Source organism: Bradyrhizobium erythrophlei, from assembly GCF_042430365.1.
In the GTDB taxonomy this organism is placed as follows: domain Bacteria; phylum Pseudomonadota; class Alphaproteobacteria; order Rhizobiales; family Xanthobacteraceae; genus Bradyrhizobium; species Bradyrhizobium erythrophlei.
Genome location: NZ_JBHMET010000217.1, coordinates 20,867 through 21,770 on the forward strand (window position 1 = coordinate 20,867; position 904 = coordinate 21,770).

A 904-nucleotide genomic window follows, 5' to 3' on the forward strand; every position below is an offset into this window, starting at 1 on the left:
GGCTGAACAACGCAGCCCCTTGGCTCCAGCCCCATTACAGGACCTTCAATGCTACTACGGGCTGCTCCGTCCCTGCCCTGCGTGTCGGTACTCTCGCCCTCGCGATTGGCGCCGCTTGTGGCTTGTCCCTTCACGCCGCCCATTGAAGGCGAGCGGTGTGACGCAGTGCAGGTTCTCACGTTCCATACGAAAGCCTGGTCGAGCTTCGCGCCGCCTACATGCCGGATGCCGCCCGGGCCGTATCAGGCATCCCCCGGGCTAATCCCGGGGGAAGGGTCATCCCCCGGTTTTGACATCGCCTAATCCGCTTTCGACACTTCATCGACTGTTTGCTTGCGCTCGCTTCTCTCGACCTTGCCGTCTGGACTTCCTGCCCAGACTTGACTGCAACGCTCACCACCAGGGCTTTTGGCCGTGGCAGCTTGCAGCGGCTTGGGATCAGCACCTGATTGCCGAACCCGAAGGGCCCTCCTTCATCTCTCGTACAGTTGCGCGTCGCCGTTTGGACCGGCTACGCTCGTGACACACGACCCTTATCGGAAGTCGGTGGGCCAAATTTGGCCGTCCACCGTTGGCAGGTATCGCAGCCATTCCCAGGATCGGATGCCTCGCGGATCGATCGAGCGGTTCGCGGCAACGTAGTCGATCTCGCCGCGCGCAATGCCGATGTCCCTTAGCTCGTGGTCGCTCAAGTTGTAGAGGGCAACGCGCAATCTCTGGTGTTCGCGACGTTCCTGAAAGGCATCCCAGTATTTCCAGATGAGGCTGGAGACGTGCCGTGTCGATACGGACGTCCGCTCCAACCATGTTGTACCGAGCGTCGTGCTCATTGCGGCGCCTCCTCGGACGGTGTCTTTCCACCGGCACGAGGGTGCCGCGAGATCGGCAGGCACGCTTGACCGGC

The 904-nt window shown here is 62.1% G+C and carries 1 protein-coding gene; it reads right to left on the minus strand.

Going from position 1 to position 904, the window contains the following annotated elements:
• Nucleotides 1-533 precede the first annotated feature (533 nt).
• The gene (locus ACFFWD_RS30100) at nucleotides 534-830 is read right to left on the minus strand and encodes a DUF1127 domain-containing protein (RefSeq protein ID WP_376971527.1); all 297 of its coding nucleotides are present in this window, start codon (nucleotides 828-830) and stop codon (nucleotides 534-536) included.
• Nucleotides 831-904 lie beyond the last annotated feature (74 nt).

What these genes read in the sequence shown, in the direction of transcription:
- ACFFWD_RS30100 (WP_376971527.1), bottom strand. Translation starts at nt 830, where the DNA reads ATGAGCACGACGCTCGGTACAACATGGTTGGAGCGGACGTCCGTATCG.